1 protein-coding gene is annotated in these 414 nt (G+C 71.0%); it reads right to left on the bottom strand.

Annotation, left to right across the window (positions count from 1 at the left end):
- Nucleotides 1–39: 39 nt before the first annotated feature.
- The coding region (locus tag KH400_RS29805; RefSeq protein ID WP_217228133.1) for an FCD domain-containing protein at nucleotides 40–414 on the bottom strand (375 nt) is incomplete at its 5' end.

Raw genomic sequence — 414 nt, forward strand, 5'->3', positions numbered from 1 at the left:
GCACCAGACCGCTCGGCTCCTAACCAGACCGCTCGGCTCCTAGCCCAGAAAGCCGCGGATCAGGGCCGCCGACCCGTCGAGGTGCTCGCGCATCGCCGCGGCGGCACGGTCGGCATCACCGGTGAGGATCGCGATCACCACCGCTTCGTGCTGCTGGTTGGAGTGCCCGATATTCGGGTCGAGCAGCGGAATTCGGTCGAGCAGCGCGTTCACGGTCGTGCGATTGTCGGCGACCAATGGAACGAGCGACCCGAGGCCGGCGAGCTCGGCGATGGTCAGGTGCAGCCGAGAGTCCAGCCGCCGGTAGTCCTCGGTCGACGCGGCGGCCGTCTCGCCCAGCCTGCGCCACAGCGACTCGCGCTCCTGCGCGCTCAGCGTCCGCCCTGCCGCAGCGCGTGCCGCCCCCGTCTCGAG

Origin of the sequence: Desertibacillus haloalkaliphilus (assembly GCF_019039105.1) — a bacterium.
Classification (GTDB): Bacteria; Bacillota; Bacilli; order Bacillales; family KJ1-10-99; genus Desertibacillus; species Desertibacillus haloalkaliphilus.